This window comes from Sphingomonas sp. Leaf20 (assembly GCF_001421535.1).
Taxonomy (GTDB): Bacteria; Pseudomonadota; Alphaproteobacteria; order Sphingomonadales; family Sphingomonadaceae; genus Sphingomonas.
The window spans coordinates 23,669-44,024 of the sequence record NZ_LMKN01000013.1 but is presented as its reverse complement, the minus strand read 5'-3'; the positions used below and the strand labels follow the sequence as shown (position 1 = coordinate 44,024).

The 20,356-nt window shown below is 60.7% G+C and carries 18 protein-coding genes; 8 read left to right on the top strand and 10 right to left on the bottom strand.

The genetic code is table 11. The features are described from left to right. Window positions 1-124 precede the first annotated feature (124 nt). A complete protein-coding gene (locus tag ASE72_RS18940) occupies window positions 125-346 on the top strand; it encodes a hypothetical protein (protein WP_056025416.1) in 222 nt (73 codons plus the stop codon). Window positions 347-555: 209 nt separating this feature from the next. Here the strand turns inward: ASE72_RS18940 and ASE72_RS18935 are convergent, their stop codons facing one another. After that, window positions 556-2,112 (bottom strand): MFS transporter, encoded by a 1,557-nt coding sequence (locus tag ASE72_RS18935; RefSeq protein WP_056025413.1) that lies wholly within the window; start codon window positions 2,110-2,112, stop codon window positions 556-558. Between the two features lie 638 nt (window positions 2,113-2,750). On the opposite strand from ASE72_RS18935, the gene ASE72_RS18930 reads away from it, so the two are divergent. Next, window positions 2,751-3,728 (top strand): TerC family protein, encoded by a 978-nt coding sequence (locus ASE72_RS18930; RefSeq protein ID WP_055876917.1) that lies wholly within the window; start codon window positions 2,751-2,753, stop codon window positions 3,726-3,728. Between the two features lie 161 nt (window positions 3,729-3,889). Continuing rightward, window positions 3,890-4,723: a MipA/OmpV family protein gene (locus tag ASE72_RS18925; RefSeq protein WP_268795919.1), complete on the top strand. Its 834-nt coding sequence runs from the start codon at window positions 3,890-3,892 to the stop codon at window positions 4,721-4,723. A gap of 346 nt (window positions 4,724-5,069) precedes the next feature. Here the strand turns inward: ASE72_RS18925 and ASE72_RS20980 are convergent, their stop codons facing one another. Together ASE72_RS20980 and ASE72_RS20455 are read right to left on the bottom strand one after the other, a co-directional pair. Further along, window positions 5,070-5,504, bottom strand: coding sequence for a hypothetical protein (locus tag ASE72_RS20980; RefSeq protein WP_056025410.1), 435 nt, complete (start codon window positions 5,502-5,504; stop codon window positions 5,070-5,072). Window positions 5,505-5,694: 190 nt separating this feature from the next. Continuing rightward, entirely contained in the window at window positions 5,695-5,979 is a 285-nt protein-coding gene (locus tag ASE72_RS20455; protein WP_156350676.1) for a hypothetical protein, read from the bottom strand. A 410-nt stretch (window positions 5,980-6,389) separates the two neighbouring features. Between ASE72_RS20455 and ASE72_RS19920 the strand changes: the two genes are divergently transcribed. The 4 genes from ASE72_RS19920 to ASE72_RS18905 all read left to right on the top strand — a co-directional run bounded on the left by ASE72_RS19920 (window position 6,390) and on the right by ASE72_RS18905 (window position 9,556). Further along, complete coding sequence (locus ASE72_RS19920; protein ID WP_082446302.1) at window positions 6,390-6,557, top strand: DUF465 domain-containing protein; 168 nt, start codon at window positions 6,390-6,392, stop codon at window positions 6,555-6,557. A gap of 92 nt (window positions 6,558-6,649) precedes the next feature. Further along, on the top strand, window positions 6,650-7,099 hold the full coding sequence (locus ASE72_RS18915; protein ID WP_056025407.1) for a hypothetical protein: 450 nt from the start codon (window positions 6,650-6,652) through the stop codon (window positions 7,097-7,099). Further along, window positions 7,096-7,839 carry a TorF family putative porin gene (locus ASE72_RS18910; protein WP_056025404.1) on the top strand — a complete coding sequence of 248 codons (744 nt, stop codon included), beginning with the start codon at window positions 7,096-7,098 and terminating at the stop codon, window positions 7,837-7,839. The genes ASE72_RS18915 and ASE72_RS18910 overlap by 4 nt, the downstream gene beginning before the upstream one ends. A gap of 787 nt (window positions 7,840-8,626) precedes the next feature. Beyond that, the gene (locus ASE72_RS18905) at window positions 8,627-9,556 is read left to right on the top strand and encodes a sensor domain-containing diguanylate cyclase (protein WP_162235506.1); all 930 of its coding nucleotides are present in this window, start codon (window positions 8,627-8,629) and stop codon (window positions 9,554-9,556) included. Window positions 9,557-10,146: 590 nt separating this feature from the next. On the opposite strand, the gene ASE72_RS20730 is transcribed toward ASE72_RS18905, so the two are convergent. The 7 genes from ASE72_RS20730 to dctA form a co-directional block, all read right to left on the bottom strand. After that, the gene (locus tag ASE72_RS20730) at window positions 10,147-10,452 is read right to left on the bottom strand and encodes a response regulator (protein ID WP_235532460.1); all 306 of its coding nucleotides are present in this window, start codon (window positions 10,450-10,452) and stop codon (window positions 10,147-10,149) included. A 31-nt stretch (window positions 10,453-10,483) separates the two neighbouring features. Next, window positions 10,484-11,602: a PAS domain-containing hybrid sensor histidine kinase/response regulator gene (locus ASE72_RS19915; RefSeq protein WP_200916400.1), complete on the bottom strand. Its 1,119-nt coding sequence runs from the start codon at window positions 11,600-11,602 to the stop codon at window positions 10,484-10,486. Between the two features lie 432 nt (window positions 11,603-12,034). Then, window positions 12,035-12,850 carry a 2-keto-4-pentenoate hydratase gene (locus ASE72_RS18890; RefSeq protein ID WP_156350675.1) on the bottom strand — a complete coding sequence of 272 codons (816 nt, stop codon included), beginning with the start codon at window positions 12,848-12,850 and terminating at the stop codon, window positions 12,035-12,037. Next, a complete protein-coding gene (locus ASE72_RS18885) occupies window positions 12,847-15,120 on the bottom strand; it encodes an NADP-dependent malic enzyme (protein ID WP_056025454.1) in 2,274 nt (757 codons plus the stop codon). Before ASE72_RS18885 ends, ASE72_RS18890 begins: the two co-directional genes overlap by 4 nt. 36 nt (window positions 15,121-15,156) lie before the next feature. Further along, window positions 15,157-16,434, bottom strand: a complete 1,278-nt coding sequence (locus ASE72_RS18880; RefSeq protein ID WP_235532459.1) for an alginate export family protein — start codon at window positions 16,432-16,434, stop codon at window positions 15,157-15,159. Window positions 16,435-16,750: 316 nt separating this feature from the next. After that, a complete protein-coding gene (locus tag ASE72_RS18875; RefSeq protein WP_055876890.1) occupies window positions 16,751-17,914 on the bottom strand; it encodes a mandelate racemase/muconate lactonizing enzyme family protein in 1,164 nt (387 codons plus the stop codon). Between the two features lie 37 nt (window positions 17,915-17,951). Next, entirely contained in the window at window positions 17,952-19,268 is a 1,317-nt protein-coding gene (gene dctA, locus ASE72_RS18870) for a C4-dicarboxylate transporter DctA (RefSeq protein WP_055876886.1), read from the bottom strand. Between the two features lie 161 nt (window positions 19,269-19,429). On the opposite strand from dctA, the gene ASE72_RS18865 reads away from it, so the two are divergent. Next, a complete protein-coding gene (locus ASE72_RS18865; protein ID WP_056025394.1) occupies window positions 19,430-20,311 on the top strand; it encodes a LysR family transcriptional regulator in 882 nt (293 codons plus the stop codon). The last annotated feature ends 45 nt before the right edge of the window (window positions 20,312-20,356 follow it).

Genomic DNA, 20,356 nt, shown 5'->3' with positions numbered 1-20,356 from the left:
GGATCAGCATCGTGGACGTCCGACATTGGGCGCCAGCGGTTATTCGACGCGATCGTCCTCGAATCGTTCGGAATGGTGGAAAGCGGACATTGCTGCCGAGCCACGGAAGCGCCATCATGCTCCCATGAGCGAGTATCAATGTTGGTTTTGCGGGGAAGGCATCGACCGGACTCCCGACGCCCACGCCGTGATGATCGCGGTCGAGAATCTTTGGCGCTGGGACGCGGGATCAAAGAGCGACGATGACCCGTGGCAGGCGATCTATGCCCACGCAGGCTGCGCCCAGGACCGCTTGAAAGGTGCGACCATGGAGATCGAGCCTCATATTCTTGGCGAGAGGGGCTGAACGTCCGCACTTGGGCGCTAGCGACCTAGCCGCTTTGAAGGTTTGCTGTTCGGGGGCGGTACATAGAACGGACCCAGATATACGCTAAGCGCCGGCAGGCCTGCTCAAGCGTCGCAAAACACCTGTTTGTCGTGCAGTCGTGATTGCGACTGGGTTTTTCACATATCTGACCGCTGAGGACACTCCGGAGGCGTATGTCGAGCCGACAGCTAAGCCGTTGCTTCCAGCTCGCGTAAGCTGCGTCCGCGCGTCTCTCTTCCTGCGCGTCCGATCAGTACCGCTGACAGCGTCATTGGTACAATTAGCGCGATTGCCGCGCCCCCCATCGTCGGGATCAGCCCAGCGAAGGCGCCCAGCTGGACAGCAACGCCACCAAATTTGCTACTCCCCGCGATAAGCCCGGTGGCACGTCCACGGACGCGTAATGCGTAGTTTTCGGCTGCATAGGGAAGTAGCACGGCGATCAATCCGTTTGTGCCAACAACCAACAACGCGATCACAGCGATGAGCAGGGGTGGCCAAGCCAGCGTAGGTGCCGGCAGTAGGGCTCCGGCAAGCCCGGCGAGTGTGAGAAGCACAGTGCCGATCAGGGTGCGCTTGCTGCTCCACCGGCTGTAAAGGAAGGCCGCGATCATGATCGTGGGCAGGGCAACAAGTGCTGAGCTGGCGATGATGCCGCTCGCAATCTCGGCACTGAAGCCTCGATCCTGGAGATCGGAAGGCAACCATAGCAGCAAGCCAAAGTTGACGAAGCTCCAGGAAAGAGCCGTGATCACCAAGGCGATGGTCAACTCGCGGTGGTGAGCCGCGGCGCTGCCAGCGTCCGCTGGCGCTGCCTGTGGCGCACGCCTGACGATGCCGAACTTGCGAACCATGTCAGCTAGCTCGGCGTCCATGCCCCGTTCCAACAGAAATCGTGGAGACTCAGGTATCCACCTTGCCATCGCAAGCAGCAGCAAACCGGTGGGAAAGCCCTGCAGCCACAAGCTACGCCAGCCGAACAGGGGCTCGAACAGATGCGCTGCACCGCTAGCTGCGAGGTAGCCACCGACCAGTCCCGTGCCACCAACCAGCACAAGGACCCAGCTTCTGTGCCGCGGAGGCATGATCTCTGCCAACAGGGTGTAGACGACGGGCAGCATGCCGCCAGCCGAGCACCCCATCAGAAAACACATGATCAGGTTCCAGCTGTAGGAAGGCATAGCTCCGCAGATCGAAGTCGAGACGAACAGGATGGTCGACAACAGGATCGACACACGCCGACCATAGATGTCCGCAAGCCACCCCCACAGAAACGAGCCAACCGTCGTTCCCGTAAGGGCAACGAACGGCAACAAGGCAACGGTCGATTTGGCGAGCCCATACTCGCCACGCATACCTGGGAGCACGAAGCCGAGCGTTGCTGGCTTCATAGTGTCGATGATGAGCCCGAGGGTAAGCACCAGCAGAACGGCAGCATGTGAGCGCGTCAGAGGGGTATCATCGGGCGCTTCATATGCGACGCCAGCGCCCGCCCTGTGATCAGGCCGTTTCTTGGGTAAAGCGCCAAATATAGCTGCTGGCACGCCGATACCGATCAGCGCCATGCCCAGGTACATCCATCCGTCCATAGGCATACCCGACAGGTGATTGCCCATCGTATGAGCCATCGCGAGCATCGGTAAGTGAAGGGCCACGCCAACGCTGATCGCCGCACAGCCTGCCCAGAAGAGCGGCCAGCGCTCGCCGACAACCGAGTTTCCGCGGCTGCTACTGCCATTTGCCATTTATTTCCCCCCACCAGCAGTAGAGACATACGCCGCACGGCTTGCCTGCCGCAAGCAGAGCACCTGCCGGCGGGGCACGTTGCGGCTCATGGCTTGGCGAATGGCTTTCAGGCTTGCGGCTCGCCAAACTGAGCGTCCAGAAGTGGGCGTTTTCGACCAATTCATCTCCCGATCGGCGTGATGTTTTGGGATGAGAAGTGCGGCAGATTGAGCGCAGACTACGATCGTTATCAAATAGTGAAACCGCTTGATCACCGCGAACCGTGTCCTATCTAGAACGAGCGGGCCGGGCCCCTCTGACAATTTCTCGCGGGTTATTGTGATGTCGGACCGCATCGGGTTATCTCGATATAGGCCTGGCCGCTTTGCCTCCTGTCGCCGTTGATGATCCGATCTTTCGATCACCGATTGAAAAGAGGCTCTGAGCATGGAAACGAACAGACCGGCACAGCTCCATCAGCAGTTGGACGAGCGCGCGCGTATCGCGATGGCGCGCCGAACCCCGACTTCTCCAATTCTGCTGCAGTTGTAGCGCTTTGAGTTGGGCCTGAAAGGCCGCTTGTGCGAGCCACTCGCGAGATACCTGCCCTCTTGACCGCTAATCCCGCCCCACGTCATCACGTTTGTTAGAGGTCCCCATGCCTGAGCTGCTTTCCCTGTTATTCCTCGGTACGCCTGTCTGGATGTGGCTGGCATTTCTCGGCATCGTCGCAACGTTGCTGATCCTCGATCTGGGTGTCTTGCACCGCGGACAACGGGAAATCGGGGTACGCGAGAGTCTTGCACTGTCAGCAGGTTACATCACGCTGGGACTGGCGTTCGGCGGGTGGATTTGGTGGTATATCGGGCCTACTGCCGGCCTCAACTACGTGACGGGCTTCGTCATCGAGAAGAGTCTCGCGATGGATAACGTGTTCATCATCGCCATGATCTTCGGCTACTTCGCCATCCCTCGCATCCATCAGCACCGCGTACTGTTCTGGGGCATCCTGGGTGTCATTGTCCTGCGTGCAGTGATGATCGGTTTTGGTGCGGCATTGGTCGATCGGTTCGAATGGGTATTATACGTCTTTGCGGCTTTCCTGGTTTTCACCGGTATCAAGATGTGGCTGACTGCAGACACGGAATATGACGTAGCCAGTTCGCCCGTTTTACGCTGGGTTCGCCAGCGCATGCCGGTTACCGACCAGCTTCACGGGGAACGTTTCTGGGTGAAAGAGCAGGACCCAGCGACTGGGCGCATGCGCCGGATCGCCACGCCGTTACTACTGGCTCTGGTCATGATCGAATGCGCTGACGTCATCTTCGCGGTCGATTCGGTGCCAGCCATCTTCGCGATCACAACGGATCCATTTATCGTCTACACGTCGAACATCTTTGCTATTCTTGGGTTACGCGCGCTCTATTTTGCGCTCGCCGCAATGGTCGACCGGTTCCATTACCTTAAATACGCCTTGGCCGCGTTGCTGGTGTTTATCGGCTCGAAAATTTTCGTTGCCGATATGTTCGGGCTTGCCAAATTCCCGCCCGCAGCGTCGTTGGCGGTCACCTTTGCAATACTGGGTTGCGGCGTCGGCTGGTCCCTGTGGAAAACGCGAGCGGCTGTCTCGGCCTGAGTTTGAACGCGTCCGCCGGCATTGAAAGCGGGCCGGTCATACGCTGTGATATAGCCGTACTCTACTTACCGGGACTGGCGTTTAAGACGCACAGGGATAAGGTGGCTGCTGATTATGACCGTCCGGCCGTCCACCAACATGGTCAAAAAATAGGGATCAAGATGCGCGCCGTTTTAGCCTTCATCGCGCTAGTCTCCGCTCAACCTGGCTTCGCGCAAACTGACCCGAAGCCAGGCCCGCCTGCAGGTCGGCCTTTGGAGGCAGGCACTGCCGGATGGAGCATTACCGTTGGCGTCGCGCCAGTCCTCAGCCCTGCATGGCAAGGCTCGCGAGACATGGCCTTGGCGATTTTCCCCGACTTGCGGATCAACTACAAGGACGTGATCTTTGCCTCAATTCCTGACGGTTTGGGTTGGAACGTGGTGAACCAGGACGGGTGGAAGGCAGGACCTCTGGCCAAACTCCGCTTCGGGCGGGATGAGGAGCGCGGGGGATCGCCGTTCCTCATTACAGGCGGGAGTGACGCGCTACGCGGCCTCGGCGACGTAGATGCAGCTGTTGAGGTGGGAGGCTTTGTCGAGAAACGGGCTGGGCCATGGCGTGGACGTATTGAGGTTCGTCGCGGCTTCGGCGGGCATGACGGCGTTGTCGCCGACGGATCAGTTGCTTACCAGCCGCGCCGGGGACGGACCATCATCAACGTCGGGCCTCGCGCAACACTGGCAAGCCGCGAGTATATCGAGACGTATTTCGGCATCGATGCGCTCCAGTCGCAACGCTCCGGACTCAGACCGTATTCTGCGTCAGGCGGATTATTGTCCTACGGTGTAGGCGGTACCGTAATTCGTCCCCTGAACCGGCGAAGCGCCATCACGCTTTTCACTGGCCTGGATCGACTAGGTCAGAACGCAGGCGATTCACCTCTCGTCCGCGAACGTGGGCGCCGGACCCAATTCACCCTGGGTCTCGGCTACGGATTTAGGTTCAACCTCTAATCGAACCAGATGCATATTCCCTGCGCCGGTAGCCAGCGACCAAGCCTGAAATAACGAGGATCGCGGCAGCGCCGGTTGCTACGGCAATAGGTCCTGCAGCTTGGCCACCTGCAGCGAAGATAGCAGCAAGCGCCCAAAGGAAAACAGCTGCGTACGGCAGATTGCCACGTCCTCGGACCAGCACGGTAGCCGCGATGAGTCCAGCAATCACGATCACCGCGGCACCGATCCCAGGAGCGGCTGCACCGCCCTCCACGCCGTGATACCTCAGGCTAGCCGCGATGTTGACGGTGGTAGCGACGGTCAACCATGCGGCGAGCGCGCTCAACGGAAGGTACGCACACCACTACGCGGTTTTCGACACCGTCGCATTCGACAGGGCATGATAGGCAACGATCAGGCACGTCAGCGTGAAGGTAATGATCAGAACCGATACGAAGCTTAACCCGTAAAGCTGCGTATAAGCAGCCCAGAATGCGTTCCCCAAAAATGCGCCAGCTGCCGGCCAGCGCAGGTGATGAAGCAACGCAGCTTGGCGCTGTGCCGGCAGGGCCTGATAAACGGCAAACACCGTGGCTCCGAGGTAGAGCGCGCCCCAGATCGAGAATGCCCAGCCTACCGGGGTTATCAAGGTTCGGACCGCTAGAGACCGGGATCCGATAGGCTCACCGATCCCAATCTGCGGTAGAAGAGGCGTCAGAATTTGTAGCGCTGCTGTCAGCAGCACCGCGAGATGCGCCAGATTTAACGCGGTCCGTTGGGGTAAGGTATTCGTTGCCATTTTTCCACAACGGCCGATCGGCCTACGCGTTGCAATGTCACAAAGGAACTCGCTCGCATTCAGCGCTATCGTATCTAAACGGTCCTCGGGCGCCTGACATATTGTCACTTACCCGAGGCTTCAGTGGGACGACCCAGAGACCTTTATCCATAATCCTGTTTGCGACGCGAAGGCGCTATCTTATCGTGTTCTAAAGTGCGGAGGATAAGACGCAATATACCAGCACCGGTACGCCAACCAAAACGATCAAAAGTAACAGGTTGAGCTCCATAAGTCGGCTCAGCCAGTCCTTACCTTCATTCTGCCGGGCTTCGGCATCAGCCTTGGAATAGCCTTCTACGATTTCCAGATCGAATTTGTTCGAGAAAAAGCTTTGTGGTCGCATCCGCAGGAAAGACTGAGGTGCTGGATTGGCAGCTTGATGCTGACGGTCATCCTGACACAAATCATCGGATTTCGAGACTTGGTTTTCCACTACACGGTTTCCACTTATTCGAGATCATGAAACGCAGAACGCGTTCCAAAGGTCAGATCGAATAAAGCCCGAACTCGAACGGCAATGGCCGCGAGCTCGGGCTAAGCGCGTGCGGCGAGTTGGCCGGCGTGGTCGCGGAAACGCTTATGTGTCGCAGGAGCGTACATGTCAGTAACATCGGGGACCCGTGTCCTAATGTCAACTCGCGCAAATCCATTCGCTCTCCTATTGACCTTGACCGGCGAAACCCTAGCTTGAGGGAGCGGGCCGGGCCCCTCTGGCGATCGTCTCAGGACGAACGTGATGTCGGACCGCATCGGGTTATCTCGATGTCTAGGCCTGGCCTGAATGCCTGCTTTCATCGCGACTGATCCGATCGTTCAATCGTTGGTTGGAGAGCGGCTTTGCCTATGTTTTCTCACAAGTTGACTCAGTTGCATGCCCGTCTGGATGAGCAGATTCGCGTCGAGATGAAGCGACGCATGCCCGATACCTTGCGGCTATTTCGGCTGAAGCGGTTGCGTCTCGACGTGAAGGACCGCCTGCACGCACGCGCCTTGCGGCCGCAGTTCAGCTGAACCGACACGCTGAGCCATCGTTGTAGAATCATCGTCCGTAAGGATTGGCTTCACCGATCAGAATGGATCGGGATGGCAAAAGGAGAGCGAAAATGGCCTATTTTTTAACCGCCGGTCTGGTGCTTGCCGCCACCGGTGCCGCCCTCGGCATGACTGTCGATCATCAGAACCAGGTGGATCACCGCAGCGGTCCGGTCGCCGTCAAATATCACGGTGACGTCGTCATCACGCACAAGCAGGTGGGCGCGGTTGCACCCGGCGGAAGACCGTCGTCGCTACGCTGCGACTGGGCGGCGAGCATGTCGGTCGCGCGGCACGCGGTCGCGGCGTCGGGTACCAGGCTGGTGCGCAGCATGAATAGCGAACCGGTGATTTCGGGCACCCGGCCCGGCTGGTGCGTTGCGAGCCATGGCGCGATCAAGAAGGAGGTCACGACGAAGTCCGCGGACATGCAGCAGCATCTGGTAAAGCTGGCGCAGGAAGACGAGCAGATGCTGCGCGTCGAGCTCGACCGGATCCACAGTCCGCAGCGTGCTGGATGATCCGCCGCGTTCAATTGGCGGGCGTGCTCGGCGCCGTGAGCTGCGGCCTGATCACGCCCGCGCTTGCACAGGATGCCAGGTCGGTAACCTTGGAGGTAATGAGCGAGGAGGAACGGCGCGGGCTGAGCTGGAGTGAGGGACGTGCCGCGCTGGCAGGCGATATTCGCGTCTCGCGCGGCCGGCTCGATGCATCGGCGCGCGCAGTAACGCTTCGGAACAGCGTGCGACACGGTGGCGCCGACGCGGTCGTCGACCTTTCGGTGGGAACCGACTGGGATCTGGGTGCGGTGCGTATCCGTACCGACGCCACCGGCCACGCATTCGCGGGCGCGCGGGGCCGCATGGACTATGTCGAGGCCGGCGTATCGGCAAGCTATGCCTATGGTCCGCTTTACGCCACGGTCGGCGTGATCGGCGCGCCGTCGCAGCGCGCGATCGGTGGCAGCAACGTGTATGTCTATGCGAACGCCAATGCCGGTATTCCTGGTACGCCGCTGACGATGCTGGCCGAGGTCGGCCACTCGTCCGGCAGCGTCCGCGACCCCAGTCGGGTGCAGCGTCTTCGTCCGGGCGGCAGTTACACCAACTGGCGGCTGGGTCTCGAGCATCGTCGTGACCGTCTGACGATCGGCGTCGATTATATTGGGACTGACGTCTCCCGCACCGCCACTGCCAGCAGGTTTGCCGATCAATGCAACGCCGGAGACAGAATCGTAGGGCGCGTACAGGTTTCGTTCTGACGATTACCGCGGTCATCGAGTGCCCATTAACGCTGATGTGTATACGAACTTCCTGGGCAGAACCGTCTGTATATGTTTAACAAACGGCCGGTGCGGTTGAAAAATAGCCTGACGTCGCGCTCCTGATCGTATCGACCGGGATCGAGTCCGAGAACGCCCTATCCGTCTCGATCATCGTTCGTTTGCGGGATTAGAAGTCGCGGATGGTAAGTTTTGCTGGCGAGCGATCTTGTTTGCTGCTGCCTTCAAGATATCGGGCTGATTGCTATTGAAAGGGCCGTGACAAACTATCGGGAATAGCACGCAACGCGATTGCCGTTCGAAGGCAGCTATAAAGATGCGCGCCTACCAACGGTTGGTCACCAGCATCCGCGACTGCCAAAGCCTGATCGATAACCGTTATTAGACGTTCGAGGTGCTGAGCGGTTGTTTCGCCGTCCATCATGGCTTCAAAGCCTTGATCATTTTGGCGTACCCGGCAGCACGAGCCAGATGAGCGATGCGAGCTGAAACGTCGTTACTGGCTTCGGCCTGTTCCCGCGCGCGCGCTTCGTTACGAACAAGAGTGCTCAGATCGCTCGAGTTGGACACGTTTATGCTCCTATCAAGCGAGAGCGCTCCAGCGTCTCTCAGTCGCCGCCATGCCATTAGCGAGTCGCGGCGATGTACCGACCCTGTACATGCCGTTAACCCGATGCCAACTTCACTTATGCTACCGTCCCCCATGGTAAACATAACCGGCATAGTCGACGAGATAGCGCGGCTGGACGCGCTTCGTGCTCTCGATATGCTCGACACTCCCCCTGAAGCCGAGTTCGACGCCATCGCTGCAGGGGCGCGGCACCTCTTTGGCTGCAAGTTCGCTTTCGTTTCGTTAGTTGACGCGGACCGGCAGTGGTTCAAGGCAGCGTGCGGCCTTGAGGCTAGCGAGACACCACGAGATGTGTCTTTTTGCACCCATACAATCGCGGCCGACGATCTGCTCGTCATCGCGGACACGCGCAAAGACCTGCGCTTTGCAACCAATCCTATGGTCGTGGAAACACCCTTTGTGCGTTTCTATGCAGGCGTGCCGTTGCGAGTGACACCACCAGGAGGAGGTGCCGCGCTGCCGATCGGCACCTTGTGCGTGGCTGACGACAAACCGCAGGATCCGACTCGCGAAAAGCTGGAGATACTCGCCGGTATGGCGCGGGTCGTCGAAGCGCTGCTTGAGGCGCGCCGGACCAGCAAAGAGAACCTACAGCTGGCGCTTGATCGCGCCCGGGAAGGTGCACCGCTTGCCATCGCAATCATCGATCTGAATCGGTTCAAGGAGGTCAACGACCGGCTTGGCCATGCGACAGGGGACAAGGTTTTGCAGGTGATGGCCGCCAAGCTGCAAGCAGTACAGTATCTGGGCGATCACTTCATCGGCCGACTGGGCGGGGACGAGTTCGTTCTGATCCTACGTGGACGGCGTACGCAGGAAGAACTCGTCCAAGACATTGCGCGATTGCTCGCAGACCTACGCTACGCCGTGCCTGACGACTGTAGCGTTATAACGGTGTCCGCGACAATCGGAGCGTGTGTCTATGGCGCAAGTTATGTCGATCGGGCTTCGTTGCTCAAGGAGGCAGACGAGGCTCTGTACCGCGCGAAGCGGATGCAGCGAGGCACGGCCGCTATTGCAGGCAACAGTGCCCATATCCAAAGTTTGGTTGGTGAGCCGCGATAATCTGCTTTGACCCCGGCACCTGGTTGGCGCGAATAGGATTCAGGCATTTTGCATGTGACAATTGGCCGATCACCACCGGACTGATGAAGATACCCGTCTTGCTAGTATCCGGTGTCCTGTACTGGCTTTTCGTCTGCTGGGTGACAGGCGCGGCGGAACCATGGGATGCCGACGCCTACTGGCGTCTCTGGTACCCCGTCTCGTTGGGCTTAGCTGCGCTAACAGGAGCAGCGTTCAAGACGAGGGGATGGATGGCAGGAGTCATCCTGACGTTTGCCCAGCTTCCTGTGATATGGCTCAACGCCGGGACTAGCTCGCTCTGGGTAATCGGCCTGGCAATGACATGCGTCCTCGCTGTGCCGGCTGTCGCAATCTCAGCTTTTACCGGCTGGTTTGCGGCTCGCTCACGACCGTTGTGACAGTCCGCGAATGGGATCCTTCCGCCTGTTGGCCGGACGCGTTGTAACAACTTCAATTTGGCATCCTGAGCAACCGGATTTCCGATCGTAACGTTTAACGGCCCCCATTAAGTCGGTGGGAATGAAGTTAGAAAAAGGCGAGGTCAGTTACGGGTGCTCGGCCAGCACCTATTAAGACGTTCGCGAACGACTGGTCGTAATGGCGGCCAAGCTTGCTTCCAGTTCCGCGCTTCTAAATGGCTTAGTGAGACGGGGCAGGTTTGGTGCAATACCTTCTGCTTCCGCGTATCCCGACACGATCAGCACCGAAAGGTCCGGATTCGTTTCTCGCAAAGCACAGGCAAGGTCCACCCCAGTCATCCCCGGCATAAGATGATCGGTGATCAACAGGTCAGGCACCAGGCCTTCGGCAACTCGCCTCATCGCCTCTTCACCCGACTCCGCCTGCCGCACCTCATAACCGAGTTCTTCGAGCATATCGGCAGTGCTGGCTCGTACCACCTCTTCGTCATCGACAAGGAGTACAACTCCGGACGCCTGACCGAGTGCGGAAGGAAATTGGGCGCCCCCCCCCGTCGACGAGAACGGCCGCACTGATAGGCAACCAAAGCTCAATGTTCGTACCCGCTCCCTGCCGACTTTGGATGGTAAGAGCGCCTCCCAGCTGCGCTGCCAAACCATGTGCCATCGACAGTCCAAGACCGGTGCCCTTACCGACGCCCTTTGTCGAAAAGAACGGCTCGGCAGCCCGCGCGAGCGTTGCTTCATCCATCCCGAAACCAGTATCTGCAACCGAAAGCCGGACATAGTGTCCGAGCTTTAGTGTGCCGCGCGGAGCACGAACGCTATCACGTGTGGCACTGATCCGTAGCGTGCCGCCATCCGGCATCGCGTCGCGGGCATTTACGCCGAGGTTCAACAGCGCCATCTCTAGTTGGTTCGGATCAGCGTTCGCTGGCGGTAAGTCCTTTGCCACGTCTACGACGACGTGGACCTGTGGCCCGGTCGTGCTTGCGAGAAGCTCCGCCATTCCTTCGACAAGACCCGCGATGTCGACTGCGACCGGTTGGAGCGGCTGACGCCGCGCAAATGCGAGAAGTCGCTGGACGAGCGTCTTGGCGCGGTCGGCGGAGTGGATCGCGCCGGCGATTAGCCGTTGCGCCCGCTCCCCTCCCACCCCTTTGCGCTGGAGCAGATCGAGCGCACCGACGATCGGCGTCAGCAGATTGTTGAAGTCATGGGCAACACCACCTGTGAGGCTTCCCATCGCCTCCATTTTTTGACTTTGACGCAAAGCGTCTTCAGCTTCCTGCAGTTTCGCCGTGCGTTCGGCTACACGGGTTTCGAGCGTCTCGTTCAGTTCGCGGAGCTGTTCTTCAACCCGCTTGCGTTCGGTGATATCGATGGCTGTGCCAATTACCCGGGTGCAATCCCCATCAGCGTTGAACAGGCCGCGGCCTTTGGCGGCAACCCAACGGATAATGCCGTCTTCCTTGCCGACCGTCCGATATTCAACGTCATAGAACGCGCGCGATTTAGGATTGCTCGCGTCTTCATAGGCCTCACGAGTTGCTATCTGGTCATCGGGATGGAAGGAATGGCGCAAGTCGCCAGGTGGGGAAACCATTGTGGACGCCCGCTCGTCGCACGCAAATAACTAGGTTCGCTAGGCAATAACAAAGATGAATGTCCGCACCTGGTCGTAAGCGGTCCGACCGCCTTCAATATACGCGTCACGCTCTGTCGGAAAACAGACGGTAGTCGCCAATCAGGGTTGGCGACGACGTTTTGCGACGATCGAGAAGCTAGTGTCCGAAATCACCTGTTTGTCGCACAACAGTGATTACGATCCGGTTTGCCACACATCGGGCCGCTAAATGGCAACATTGAAGAGGAAAGCTGACAATCAGCTTTTGGAAAGGTGAGGGACGATAGCAGACATTGGGCCGCTACCGGCTTCCCAAAAGGAATGCGATTTCGAGAAGCTTTAGGTTTGCCAGGTGTCCGATTTAAGCTGGAGGTAGAGTACCGCCACGGCCGGGCTCTTTGTAATCGCGATTTATTGGTTCGCTGGCCGTGATGTTACAACGCAGTCGATCGTAGCGAGGTTGCCAAATCGGGCCGAGCACATCTGACCGATGACTACCCTATGGACACCGGTCAACGCGCCAGTGCTGACAATCTGGCCCCGCTTCAACGGATAGCCAAGTGAAGCCGCACGTTCGAGCGCGAAAACGAATGCCGGTAGCGGTCCATCAGGATCGCCCCAAAGCGGCGATCGGCCGACGGACATACCATCGATGGTCACCTCCGCAAACCCACCTGGTAGCGAATTGAGATCGACAGATGGTCCCCGGATCAGTCCGCTGTTGTTCCCGAACGCAGTAATGGCGGCGAGGGGGCCAAGCGTAGCAATCGAGGCGAGGGGGCTGCTTGCCGCCTCGATCACGAGACGCGCGTCGGTGATCAGCGATCGTGCATCTTCGAGCGACCATGACAGCCGTTCGGGATCAGTATCGCTGCCTACGACAAGCGCGATTTCCGCCTCGAACGCTGCACTTCCGCCTTCGTATGCCGGGACCTTGGAGACGAAACCGGCATCGACGATCGTCCGGGCGAATATCGGGCCGATATACCGGTCGGCGTGCAACCGCTCCCGCCAGGGATCATTGATCCGAGCGACCTTCCACCCGCCGATCGCGTCTGACCATCGATCGATAGCGAGCGCCTGAATAGCGTAGGCGTCGGCCAGCGTTTGCGGTAGCCCGCCGGGATAGGCCGACATAGCCGTGCCATCGCGACGAGCCGCGACGAAGGCGTCGGCGATGCCTGAAGCCGCATATTGCATCCGAAGACGTTCCTGTTCCTGCCTCAAGCGTCCACCTGCACGCTGTCGCTGGCAACCAAGGCCGTCATGTTGACGATGCCGCGCGTTGTCGTCGAAGAAACGAGGACGTGCACAGGTTTTGACATGCCGAGCAGCATTGGGCCGACTGGCAGCCCACGGGTGATCGACGTCGCGAGCGTCAGTGCAACGTTGGCGGTGTCGAGCGACGACATGACCAGAAGATTGGCTGCCCCGTCGAGCGTCGATCGACTGACGCTTCTTGCCCGGATCGCGGCGTTGAGCGCACTGTCGGCATGCATCTCGCCATCGATGGCGAGATCGGGCGCCTGTTGCCGCACAATCGCCAGAGCATCGCGCATCTTGCGGGCGCTAGGCGAGCCCGACGCCCCGAAATTGGAATGCGACAGCAATGCCGCTGCGGGCACGATCCCGAAGCGGCGGATCTGGTCAGCCGCCATCAACGTCAGCTCCGCGATCTGCTCGGCGGTCGGATCGGGATTGAGATGCGTGTCGGCGAAAAACAACGTGCCGCCATCGTGGATCAGCCCGGTCAGCGCATAGGCGCGGGTCGCGCTCGGCAATCGGGGGATTATCTCCAGAACCTGCCGGGTTTCCTCCCACCAGTCGGCCGGCGTGCCACACAGCGCAGCATCGACCAGCCCCAGGCGTAGCAACATCGCTGCGGTAACGCTGGGTTGTTGCCGGACACGCTTGCGTGCAGCAGCGGGAGGTACGCCGCGGCGCTCGACCAAGTCGCAATACGCGTCGCCCAGCCGTGCATGCACGTCCTCGACACCGGTTGGATCGAATATCTCGACATCGACGCCGGGGCGGATGCGCAGACCCAGACGCGTGATGGCCGGTTCGATGATGCCGGGTCGCCCGACCAGGACGGGGTGGGCCAACCGCTCGTCGACGACGATCTGCGCCGCGCGCAGGACGGCATCGGCCTCGCCTGCAGCATAGGCGACCCGTTGCGACCGCGTGCGCGCTGCCTCGAAGACCGGCATCATCAATTGCGTCGAACGATAGGCGTGTCGGGCGAGACTGCTGCGATAGGCGGTCATGTCGGTGATCGGCGCGAGCGCGACGCCGGTTCGCGCCGCGGCTTCGGCAACCGCCGGCGCGACCTCCAGGATGAGCCGGGGATCGAACGGCTTTGGAATGATATGATCCGGCCCGAACAACAGCGGTTCGCCGCCATAGGCGTTCGCCACCACCTCATCCGGCTCCATGCGCGCCAGACCGGCTATTGCCTCGACCGCGGCGACCTTCATCGCCTCGTTGATCTCGGTCGCCTGGCAGTCGAGCGCACCGCGGAAGATGTAGGGGAAGCACAACAGGTTGTTGACCTGATTGGGAAAGTCCGAGCGGCCGGTGGCGATGATGGCATCCGGTCGCTGGGCACGTACCAAATCCGGCCGGATTTCGGGTTCGGGGTTGGCCATAGCGAGGATAATCGGCCTGGGCGCTAGAAGCGGCAACCACTCCGGGCGAAAGACGCCGGGCGCAGAAAGGCCAAGGAAGATATCCGCGCCGGCGATGACGTCGGCCAGCAGACGGGCATCGGTCTGCCGGGCATAGCGCGCCATGTTGGGCAGCATGCCGCTGCGCCCAGCGTGGATGACGCCCTCGATGTCGGTGAGCGTGACGTTCTCGACCGGCAGCCCGAGTGCGACAAGCAGATCCACGCAGGCAAGGGCCGCAGCGCCCGCGCCGGAGGTTACCAGCTTTGCATCCTCGATCGCCTTGTCCTGGAGCAGCAAAGCATTGCGAACGGCTGCCGCCACGACGATCGCGGTGCCGTGCTGGTCGTCGTGGAACACAGGGATGTTCATGCGGCGCCGGAGTTCGGCTTCGATCGCGAAGCACTCGGGCGCTTTGATGTCCTCGAGGTTGATTCCGCCGAATGTCGGCTCGAGCGCGGCCACAGCATCGCAGAATGCCTTGGGATCGGTCGCATCGACCTCGATGTCGAAAGAGTCGATGCCCGCGAACTTACGGAACAGGACGGACTTACCCTCCATCACCGGCTTGGATGCGAGGGGGCCGATGTTGCCCAGTCCAAGCACCGCCGTGCCGTTGGTCACCACGCCGACGAGGTTGCCGCGCGCGGTACAGTCGCGCGCGGTAATCGGGTCGGCGGCGATTGCCTCGCAGGCAGCGGCGACGCCAGGCGAGTAGGCCAGCGCGAGATCACGCTGCGTTTCCATGCGCTTGGTGGCGTGAACGCCGAGCTTCCCCGGAACGGGAAAGCGGTGGTAATCGAGCGCTGCCTGCCGGAAGTCGTCGTCGATGCTCATAAGGTCAATTTCCTGCGTTCTGCTGGCCGGTTAGAAGCGAAAGCTCGCCCACAAGGCGGCGTAGGACGAGTCCCGGTATCCCGCCGCGGTCAGACCGTTTTTGGCAAAAGCGTGCTCAAGACGGCCGGTCAATGACAGCCGCGGACTGACGGTCCAGATCGTTTGTAGCCGTGCGACATCGACAGTCCGTCGACCGCCCATGCCGGCCGTGCCCGCAAAGGGGGTCCCGTTCGACCGGTAGACGGCATCGCTCGTCGTCTCGCGCCAGGTGAACTGGTACTCGCCCGTCACGCGCACGGTCTTGGCAGGCGTGACGGTTATACTAGGCGCGATAGCGACCAGGTTGGTTGGGGTCAGATAGCCCTGATAGCTATAGTAGATATTGTTGCCGTAGGGCGCGAACGCGTTCCTTAGCTTCCCCTGCCCATTGGCACCGCCACCCGTTGCATAGTCGAAGTGAAGACCCAGACGGGGAGCAGTGTTCGCTTTGCCAAGGCGGTACGTCCCGGCCAAGAGCACCTGCCACGCATCGAGATCCCGGCCGCCATAGCTGCCGCCCTGATGGTTGGCGGTCCAGTCGATCGTGACCGGTCCAGCTTCCCCCCAGAGATGCGCGCCGACATAGGTCCGCTCTTCGCGTGCCGTCTCGGCGCCCCATGTAACCGCCCGGTTGCGCAGACGCCAGACGAACGGGTCGAGATACAGCTTCGAGCCACCGAACAGATGCTTTGGAAGGACGATGCCCGCGGTAACCCCGCTGAAGCGGCGTCCCCAATCGACAGGGTCATCGCCGAGGCCGCCATTGCCGTAGGTTGTGTAGTAAAGGTCGAACACGTCGGCGCGCAGCGTCGATCCGCGCGCCCATGCCCGCACACCGGTCAGGCTGGTCTGCACCGTGTTATTGTCGCGGTTCGCCAGCAGCAGGTTCGAGCCATCGATGAAGACCTGTCGGCCGACACGCGCGCCGACATCGGTCTGGCCGACTTGCCACGTGCCATCGACGAACGCCTGCTGGACGAGCAGCTTGTTCGACAACGTGCCCGAGGGCGAACCGATGTTCTTGCCATCCATCGGCCCGCGCGCGAGTTCGCCGTACGCACGGAAATGTTCGCCCAGATGGAGGTCGGCGCCGAGGAAGATGCGGTAGCTGTCCTGGCGTTGATGCTCGGACTTGCGGCCTTGCGGGTTGGAGAAGTAGTTTACGCGCGTGCGCAGTTCGCCCGACAGGGTCAGGTACACGTCGTCCGAACCAATCGGGATGTATTTCAAACGGTCGAAGACGTCGTCGCGCTTGGCTGGATCGCGCATGCTGCGCCAATCTTCAGCCCAACGCAGTGGATTGTAGCCCTGCTGCGTATTGCCGTCGCCGGCAGCTGCGTCAGGATATGGGGTGGCGACCGGTGTCGCCGGCACCTGCGTGTTCTGCGCCTCGACCTGAGACGGAGGCTGCTCCTGTGCGGAAGCGTGGTGCGTGGCGCTCAAGCCTACGATCGCAAGGCCGCAGCCCTGCAGTAGCGATAGCCGGTTCATGCCGTACCTCTCCGCCGACCGGTCAATGCCAAGCCGGTCATATGTCTGCTGGAAGATCGGCAGGGCGGAGTCGTGCCGCCCTGCCGAGCCCACGTCATTCCGCGAGTTCGCGCATCACCTTGATGAGGTCGGACTTGCCCTCGAAGCCAATGCCGGGAAGTTCTGGCATCGTGATGTGGCCGTCGATCACCTTCACGCCGTCCGGGAACCCACCATAGGGCTGGAACAGGTCCGGATAGCTCTCATTGCCACCAAGCCCGAGGCCGGCTGCGATGTTGAGCGACATCTGGTGACCGCCATGCGGAATGCACCGCGACGGCGACCAGCCGAACTGCTTCAGCACCTCAAGCGTGCGCAGATACTCGACCAGCCCGTAAGACAGAGCGCAGTCGAACTGCAGCCAGTCGCGATCCGGACGCATACCACCATGACGCAGCAGGTTGCGGGCGTCCTGATGCGAGAACAGGTTTTCGCCGGTCGCCATTGGGCCAGGGTAATATTCCGAGATCGCCGCCTGCAGCGAGTAATCGAGCGGATCGCCGATCTCCTCGTACCAGAACAGCGGGTATTCGCGGAGCATCTTGGCGTAGGCGATGCCGGTCTCGAGGTCGAAGCGCCCGTTGGCGTCCACGGCGAGCTGTGCTTCCGAACCAATCTCCTTCAAGACCGCTTCGATACGGCCACGGTCTTCGTCGATCGAAGCGCCGCCAATCTTCATTTTCACGACGTTGTAGCCGCGATCCAGATAACCGCGCATCTCCGCACACAGCTGGCTGTTGTCCTTGCCAGGGTAGTAATAGCCGCCAGCCGCGTAGACGAAGACGCGTGGGTTTGCCTCGCGGTCGTGGCGCTCGGCCAGCAGGCGGAACAGCGGCTTGCCCTCGATCTTCGCGACCGCATCCCAGATCGCCATGTCGAGCGTCCCGACCGCGACCGAGCGTTCGCCGTGGCCGCCGGGCTTCTCGTTGGTCATCATTGCCGCCCAAATCTTGTGCGGATCGAGATTGTCGCGATTGTCGTCCAGCAGGCTTTCCGGAGCCGCTTCGAGTATCCGGTCACGGAAGCGCTCGCGGATCAGTCCGCCCTGGCCATAGCGACCGTTCGAATTGAACCCGTAGCCAACGACGCGCTTGCCGTCGCGAACCACGTCGGTGACGACCGCGACGAGGCTGGCGGTCATCTTGCTGAAGTCGATATAGGCGTTGCGGATGGGGGACGAGATGGGCTGCGTGATTTCGCAGACGTCGATGATGCGCATGTTTTGCTCCTCTTGGATCTATGGTTGTGGGTGGTAATCAGGAATGGGTTTCGGTGGGGCCGGCGGGATGGAGGGTGATGCTGCGCGGTACTTCGCCCTTCTGTTCCGCGATCACGGTCCGCACCGTCTCGGCGTCGAGTGCACCCTCCCACTTCGCGATCGCGATGGTGGCGACACCGTTGCCGATGAGATTGGTGACGGCGCGCGCCTCGTTCATGAAGCGGTCGACGCCGAGTAGCAGGACGAGCCCCGCTGCCGGGATGTCGGGAAAGGTCGACAACGTGGCCGCCAGCGTGACGAAGCCTCCGCCCGCAACGCCCGCCGACCCCTTGGACGTCAGCAACAGCACGCCGAGGATGACGATCTGATGCCACAGGGTCAGCGGCGTGTTGGTTGCTTGCGCAATGAAGATCGCCGCCATCGTCAGGTAGATGCAGGTGCCGTCTGCGTTGAACGTGTAGCCGGTCGGCAGGACCAGGCCGACGACAGGCTTGGCGACGCCGAGGCGCTCCAGCTTCGTCATCATCCGCGGCAGCACGGCTTCCGTCGAGCAGGTGGCGAAGGTGACGAGCAGCTCGTCCTTGAAGTAGCGGAAGAACTGAAGAAGTGGGAAGCCAGCCCAGCGCGCGACGCTGCCGATCACGAAGACGACGAAGATGATCGAGGTGAGGTAGACCGCTAGCATCAGGTGGCCGAGGCCCCAAAGTGAGCCGAGCCCGTGCTTGCCGATGGTATACGCGACACCGGCACCAGCGCCGATAGGCGCCAGCTTCATGACCATCCCAACGATACGGAACAGCGTCTGAAGCAGGGACTCGATCACCGCCATGAGTGGCTCGCCGCGCTTACCGATCGAAACCAGTGCGTAGCCGATGAGCACCGCGATCAGGATGATCTGCAGCATCGCACCCTGCGCGAAGGCATCAGCCATCGTCTTGGGAATGATGTTCATGAAGAAATCGACGACGCCGTGCTGCTCGCCGGCAGCAGGTTGGTATTTCGCGATACCGCTGGCATCCAGTGTCGAAACGTCGATGTTCATGCCAACGCCTGGCTTCATCACGTTGACGACCACCAGGCCGATCACCAGCGCCAGCGTCGAGACGATCTCGAAGTAGATCAGCGCCCGGACGCCGATGCGGCCGACTTCCTTGACGTTCCCCATCTTCGCGATCCCGAGCACCACGGTGCCGAAGATGATCGGTGCAAGGAGCATCTTGATGAGCTTGATGAACGCATCGGCAAGCGGCTGAAGCATTACTGCTACGTCGGGGAATATGACCCCGATGAGCGCACCGATGGCAATGCCAATCAGTACCTGTACGTATAACTGGCCTAGAAGGCGTCGCGCCATGGCTTCTCTCCGGCTCTCTCGCTAAAACGATTTTTCTTATTGTGTGCCGGTCTTGTCGGCTCTGCGAGCACCGGGATCAAATGCCGATACGGTTGCCGTTTATGCTCGTTCGGCATAAAGCACCTTTCTGATCCGGTTCCGGGACAGCAGCGAGGTAAGCCGTGCATTTAGACTGGCTGGAAGATTTCCTGACCCTCGCGGAGGAGCGCAATTTCTCGCGCGCGGCGCAGCGTCGCAATATCACACAGCCCGCGTTCGGCCGGCGAATCCGGTCATTGGAGCAATGGGTGGGTGCTACATTGTTCACCCGAACGACGGCTGGAACCGCTCTCAGTCCTGCTGGCGAGACGTTCTTAGGCTATGTTCAGGTGTCCGTACGCGATCTGTACCGTGCCCGCACTTCGGCGCTGGAAGTGGCAGACCAAACGGGAGCCGTTCTGACCGTGGCTGCAACCCACGCATTGTCGTTCTCGTTTTTCCCGCACTGGATTGTGGAACATGCGCCGCATGAGCCGATCAATTTGAAGTCCGATAGCCTTCAGGCGTGTGAGCGGATGATGCAACGCGGCGAGGCTTCCTTTCTGCTGTCCCACCATCACCAGCTCCTTCAGACCTCGCTCGACACGCGAGATTTCCTGCGTGTCGAGATCGGAAGCGATCTGCTGGTGCCGATCTGTCAGCCGGATGGGGCGGGGCAGCCGCGATGGACGCTGGATCAGGCCGAAGTCCCCTATTTGGCCTACAGCCCAGAATCGGGGCTCGGCCGGATCCTCCATGCAGATTGGGCAGCGCGAGGCGTGAAGCCCCCGCTGGCGACAGTTCTGCAGTCCCGGCTCGCCGCAGCGCTGCTGTCGATGGCGATCGACGGGGCTGGAGTGGCGTGGGTGCCGCTATCGCTTGCGTCGTCGGCACTGGCGGCGGGCAAGATCACCTATGCCGCAGACGAAACCTACCGGACAGAGATCGCCATCACGCTGGCGCGGCCCACCACGTCATTGTCGAAGATTTCGGAGGCTCTCTGGTCGGTCGCCTGCGGGAACTGAAATCCCCCGCAGGCGGACGGGGCGCGGCGGGGGCTGCTGTTCAGG

Excerpts from the sequence above, each read along its gene's own strand:
- ASE72_RS18925 (WP_268795919.1), top strand. The coding sequence starts at position 3,890 with ATGCGCGCCGTTTTAGCCTTCATCGCGCTAGTCTCCGCTCAACCTGGC.
- ASE72_RS19915 (WP_200916400.1), bottom strand. The coding sequence starts at position 11,602 with ATGGTTTCCCCACCTGGCGACTTGCGCCATTCCTTCCATCCCGATGAC.
- dctA (WP_055876886.1), bottom strand. The coding sequence starts at position 19,268 with ATGGCGCGACGCCTTCTAGGCCAGTTATACGTACAGGTACTGATTGGC.
- ASE72_RS18880 (WP_235532459.1), bottom strand. The coding sequence starts at position 16,434 with ATGCGCGATCCAGCCAAGCGCGACGACGTCTTCGACCGTTTGAAATAC.
- ASE72_RS18905 (WP_162235506.1), top strand. The coding sequence starts at position 8,627 with ATGCTCGACACTCCCCCTGAAGCCGAGTTCGACGCCATCGCTGCAGGG.
- ASE72_RS20730 (WP_235532460.1), bottom strand. The coding sequence starts at position 10,452 with ATGCTCGAAGAACTCGGTTATGAGGTGCGGCAGGCGGAGTCGGGTGAA.
- ASE72_RS18910 (WP_056025404.1), top strand. The coding sequence starts at position 7,096 with ATGATCCGCCGCGTTCAATTGGCGGGCGTGCTCGGCGCCGTGAGCTGC.
- ASE72_RS18915 (WP_056025407.1), top strand. The coding sequence starts at position 6,650 with ATGGCCTATTTTTTAACCGCCGGTCTGGTGCTTGCCGCCACCGGTGCC.
- ASE72_RS18940 (WP_056025416.1), top strand. The coding sequence starts at position 125 with ATGAGCGAGTATCAATGTTGGTTTTGCGGGGAAGGCATCGACCGGACT.
- ASE72_RS18930 (WP_055876917.1), top strand. The coding sequence starts at position 2,751 with ATGCCTGAGCTGCTTTCCCTGTTATTCCTCGGTACGCCTGTCTGGATG.
- ASE72_RS20980 (WP_056025410.1), bottom strand. The coding sequence starts at position 5,504 with ATGGCAACGAATACCTTACCCCAACGGACCGCGTTAAATCTGGCGCAT.
- ASE72_RS19920 (WP_082446302.1), top strand. The coding sequence starts at position 6,390 with ATGTTTTCTCACAAGTTGACTCAGTTGCATGCCCGTCTGGATGAGCAG.
- ASE72_RS18935 (WP_056025413.1), bottom strand. The coding sequence starts at position 2,112 with ATGGCAAATGGCAGTAGCAGCCGCGGAAACTCGGTTGTCGGCGAGCGC.
- ASE72_RS18875 (WP_055876890.1), bottom strand. The coding sequence starts at position 17,914 with ATGCGCATCATCGACGTCTGCGAAATCACGCAGCCCATCTCGTCCCCC.